General features: G+C 75.6%; 4 protein-coding genes. All 4 read right to left on the minus strand.

Features of this window, described 5'->3' with window-relative positions; translation table 11 throughout:
- On the minus strand, positions 1-2,001 hold a 2,001-nt coding region (locus ABZV94_RS40390), incomplete at its 3' end, for an AAA family ATPase (protein ID WP_356349892.1).
- Entirely contained in the window at positions 1,998-3,161 is a 1,164-nt protein-coding gene (locus tag ABZV94_RS40395; protein WP_356349894.1) for an exonuclease SbcCD subunit D, read from the minus strand. The genes ABZV94_RS40390 and ABZV94_RS40395, both read right to left, overlap by 4 nt.
- A 107-nt stretch (positions 3,162-3,268) precedes the next feature.
- Entirely contained in the window at positions 3,269-3,895 is a 627-nt protein-coding gene (locus ABZV94_RS40400) for a YigZ family protein (protein ID WP_356349896.1), read from the minus strand.
- A 36-nt stretch (positions 3,896-3,931) separates the two neighbouring features.
- A partial coding sequence (locus tag ABZV94_RS40405; RefSeq protein WP_356349898.1) for a histidine phosphatase family protein occupies positions 3,932-4,375 on the minus strand: 444 nt, incomplete at its 5' end.

A 4,375-nucleotide genomic window follows, 5' to 3' on the forward strand; every position in this document is an offset into this window, starting at 1 on the left:
GGCGCGCGCTGCCACGCTGCCGGCGCAGCCCCGGGCCTGTTCCAACTCGGCTATCAGCTGGGCCTGTTCGCGTTCCAGGGTGTCGCGGCGGGTGAGCCGGGAGGCGGCCCGTACGGCGGCCTGCTGGCGGTCGGCGAGCCGCTGCTCGCGCTCCCGCTCGGCGCGCCGCAGCTCCTCCTGGGCGGGGTGCAGCGCGGAGGCCGCGTGGCGGGCGCGGGCGTACTCCTGCTCCAACCGGGCGGCCTCGGCGGCGAGTCGGTCGGTGGGCGTGTCGCCGGCCTCGGCGGTGGCGGCGGCCAGCGCCTCGCGGACCACGCCGAGACGCCGCTCGTCCTCGCCGTGCTGCTCCTCGGCCCGCTGGTAGGCGGCGAGGGCCTGGTCCTCGGCCTCGCGGTCGACGTGTCCGGCGACCTTGCGGGCGGGGGCGGGGTGTTCCGTCGCTCCGCAGACCGCGCAGGGTTCGCCGTCGGTGAGACGGGCGGCCAGTTCGGCGGCGATGCCGTTCAGCCGCTGTTCCTTCATGTCGAGCCAGTGGGCACGGGCGTCGAGGGCGCGCTGCCGTGCGGCGCGCGCCTGCTGCCGGGCCCGTTCGAGGTCGGCGGCGAGCTGGTCGCGGGTGCGGGCCGCGTCGAGCCGGCGGCGCATGGGTTCGCGCTGGACGGAGAGCTGTTCGGCGCGGGTGGCGGCCTCCTGGGCGGCGTCGACGCGGTGCTGGAGGGCCGCGCGGGTGGCGTCCCAGTCGGCGAGCCAGGCCTCGGCCTCGCGCAGGACGTCCTCGTCGGCGCGCTCCTGCCGGTCGAGTCCGGCCCGCTCTTCGACGAGTTCGGCGAGTCGCCGTTCGGCGCGCCGGGCCGCGTCCAGGCCGCCGAGTTCCTCGGCGGCCCGGCGGGCGGCGGCGGCGAGTCCGCTCGCGCCCGCGTCGGCGTAGGAGTCGGGCAGCTGTCCGCGCGCGTGTGCCTCGGCCGCGGTGGCGCGGCGGTGTTCCGCCTCGGCGGCGTCCCGCAGCTCCAGGGCGGGGGCGACCGCCTCCGCCTTGCGGGCCCGCTCCATGCGCTGCTGGGCCTCGTGGTGGGCGCCGGCCCGCTCCCGGAGGCGTTCGGCGCGCTGCCGGGCCTCGGCGAACCTGGCCTGGAGGCGGGCGAGTTCGCGTGTCTCGTCCAGGGCGCGGCGGGCTGTCGCGTGGGCGGACTCGGCGGCGGAGAGCCGGCAGTGGGCGACGGTGAGGCGTTCGCGCGCGGTGCTGCGGGCCACGGCGGCGGCGCCGAGGACGGCCTCGGCCAGACCCGGGTCGCCCGGGGCCAGGTCGGGCAGCTCCATGGCGTCGCCGGCCTCCTGCTGCATGCGGTGGGCGTCGGCGAGCAGGGCCGTGTCGCCCTCGCGCACGCGTGCCTCGGTGGCGCGGCGGCGTTCGGCGAGGCGCTTCTCGACGTCGGCGAAGCGCTGGGTGTCGAAGAGGCGGCCGAGGAGTCTGCCGCGGGCCTCGGCGTCGGCGCGCAGGAAGCGGGCGAAGTCGCCCTGGGGCAGCAGGACGACCTGGCAGAACTGCTCCCGGCTCATCCCGAGCAGCTGGGTGATCTCCTCGCCGATCTCCTGGTGGGAGCGGCTGCGGTCCTTCCAGACGCCGGCCGTGCCGTCGTACTCGCGCAGCCAGGTCTGGGCCTTGTCGACGGTCGTGCCCGTGCCCCGCAGCTTGGGGCGCTCCCACGGGGGCTGCCGGGTGATCTCCAGCCGGCGTCCGGCGACGGTGAGTTCGAGGCGGACCTCGGTACGGCAGCCCGGCCGGGCGTGGTCGCTGCGCAGGGTCATGCCCTGGCCGTTCTGCCGGGCTCCGGGGACGGAGCCGTAGAGGGCGTAGCAGACGGCGTCCAGGACGGAGGTCTTGCCGGCGCCGGTGGGACCGTGCAGCAGGAACAGCCCGGCGGCGGACAGGGCGTCGAAGTCGACGGTCTGGGCGCCGCCGAAGGGTCCGAAGGCGGTGATGTCGAGGCGGTGCAGCCTCACCGGGCCACCTCCCGCACGGCGTCGTCGGCGCGCACGGCGTCGAACGCCTCGCGCAGCACGGCCGCCTCGTTCTCGTCGGGTCCGGCGCCGCGCACATGGGCGACGAAGTCCTGGGCGATCTGCTGGTCGCTGCGGCCGGCGAGGCGGCGGGCGTACGACACCTGGGGGTCGTCCGGGGCGCGTTCGGGGGCGAAGACCAGGCTGAGGGTGTGCGGGAAGCGCTCGGTGAGCCGGGCCATGGGGTCGGCCGGGCGGACGGCGTCGGTGAGGGTGGCCTCGATCCAGGCATCCTCGTGGCGGGTCAGTTCCGGGTCGGCGAGGAGGTCGTCCAGGGTGCCGCGGAGGCGGGCGAGCGGGCGGGGGACCGGGCAGTCGACGCGTTCGGCGGTGACCGCGCCGTCCGCGTCCAGGTCGATCAGCCACATGCTCTTGCGGTGGTCGGCCTCGGAGAAGGAGTAGGCGAGCGGGGAGCCGGAGTAGCGCACGCGCTCGGTGATGGTCTGGCAGCCGTGCAGATGCCCGAGGGCCGCGTAGTCGACGCCGTCGAAGACGCCGGCCGGTACGGCGGCCACCCCGCCGACGGTGATGTCCCGCTCGCTGTCGCTGGCCTGGCCGCCGGTGACGAAGGCGTGGGCGAGGACGACGGAGCGCGTGCCCCGCGCGCGTGTGGCGAGGTCGGCGCGGACGCGGTCCATGGCGGCGCCGAGCACGGTCTCGTGGCCGGCCTTGTCGACGCCGAACTCGTCCTTCACCAGGGCCGGTTCGAGGTAGGGCAGGCCGTAGAAGGCGACGTCCCCGTGGGCGTCGCGGAGCACGACGGGGGTGCCGGCGGCGGACGGGTCGGTGCGCAGGTGGATGCCCGCGCGGCCGATGAGTCCGGCGCCGACGCCGAGGCGGCGGGCCGAGTCGTGGTTGCCGGAGATCATCACCGTGGGCACGCCGAGGTCCGCGAGGCGGTGCAGGGCGGTGTCGAACAGCTCGATCGCGGCGAGCGGGGGCACTGCGCGGTCGTACACATCGCCCGACACGACCACCGCGTCGACCTCGCGCTCACGCACGGTGGTGACGAGGTGACCGATGAACTCGGCCTGGGCCCCGAGCAGGTTCACCCGGTGGAAGGCCCGGCCGAGGTGCCAGTCGGACGTGTGCAGGATTCTCATGATCTCCGAGACTAACGGCCGGGTCTGACATCACGGGCGGTTACTCCCGTACCAGCCCGTCACGACCCACTCCCCATGGGCCCGTTATGTCCGATTCGCTCCAAACGTCAGGCGTCTCCGTAGGCTTCGCCGCCCAGTTCGAAGCCGGCCGTGCCCGCCGTCACATCGGCGAGCCAGGCGCGGAACGCGTCCACGTCGGCGTCGGGCAGGCCGATCTCGATGGCGACGGCCTCGCCGTAGCGGACGTCACGCACCTCGCGTCCGGTGGCCCGCAGGTCGTTCTGGACCTTGCCGGCGCGCTGGTGGTCGACGGTCACCGTGGCCAGCCGGAAGCGGCGCCGGGTGATCGTGCCGAGCGCGTCCAGGGCCTCGCCGACCGAGCCGCCGTAGGCGCGGATGAGTCCGCCGGCGCCGAGCTTCACGCCGCCGTAGTAGCGGGTGACGACGGCCACCACGTACCGCATGTCGCGGCGCAGCAGCATCTGCAGCATGGGCACGCCGGCCGTGCCGCCCGGTTCGCCGTCGTCGCTGGCCTTCTGCACGGAGGCGTCGGCGCCGATGACGTACGCCCAGCAGTTGTGGGTGGCGTCGGCGTGCTCCTTGCGCACGGCGGCGACGAAGTCCTGCGCCTCCTGCTCGGTGGCGGCCGGGGCGAGGGCGCACAGGAAGCGGGAGCGGTTGATCTCGGTCTCGTGCACGCCCGCGCGGGCGACTGTGCGGTACTCGTCCTGCATCCCGCCAGCCTATGCGAGCGCCGGTACGCCGCTCGGTCAGCGCTTCTTCTTCCCGCGCGGGACCGTGAACGAGGTGAGCAGGGCCGCGCCCGGGGCGAGGGCCGGCCAGCCGGTGCCGTGCCAGGCGAGCACGGCGATCGCGCAGGTCGGGAACTTCGTCCGCACCCGGTCCAGCGAGTCGTCGAGGCCGTCCACGGCCAGCGCCAGGACCAGCTCCTCCAGGCCGGGGTTGTGGCCGATCAGCAGCAGCGTGCGGACCTCCGGCGGCACCTCGTGCACGACCTCCAGCAGCTCCGGTACCCCGGCCGCGTACAGCCGACGGTCGTAGCGCACCGGCGGCGGCGTGGCCCACTCGGCGGAGACCAGCTCCCAGGTGCGGCGGGCGCGTACGGCGGTGGAACACAGGGCGAGGTCGGGCAGCGTACCGGCGGCGAGGGCGCGCCCGGCGGCCGGCGCGTCCCGCAGCCCGCGCGGCGCCAG

It is taken from the genome of Streptomyces sp. NPDC004658 (assembly GCF_040609555.1).
In the GTDB taxonomy this organism is placed as follows: domain Bacteria; phylum Actinomycetota; class Actinomycetes; order Streptomycetales; family Streptomycetaceae; genus Streptomyces.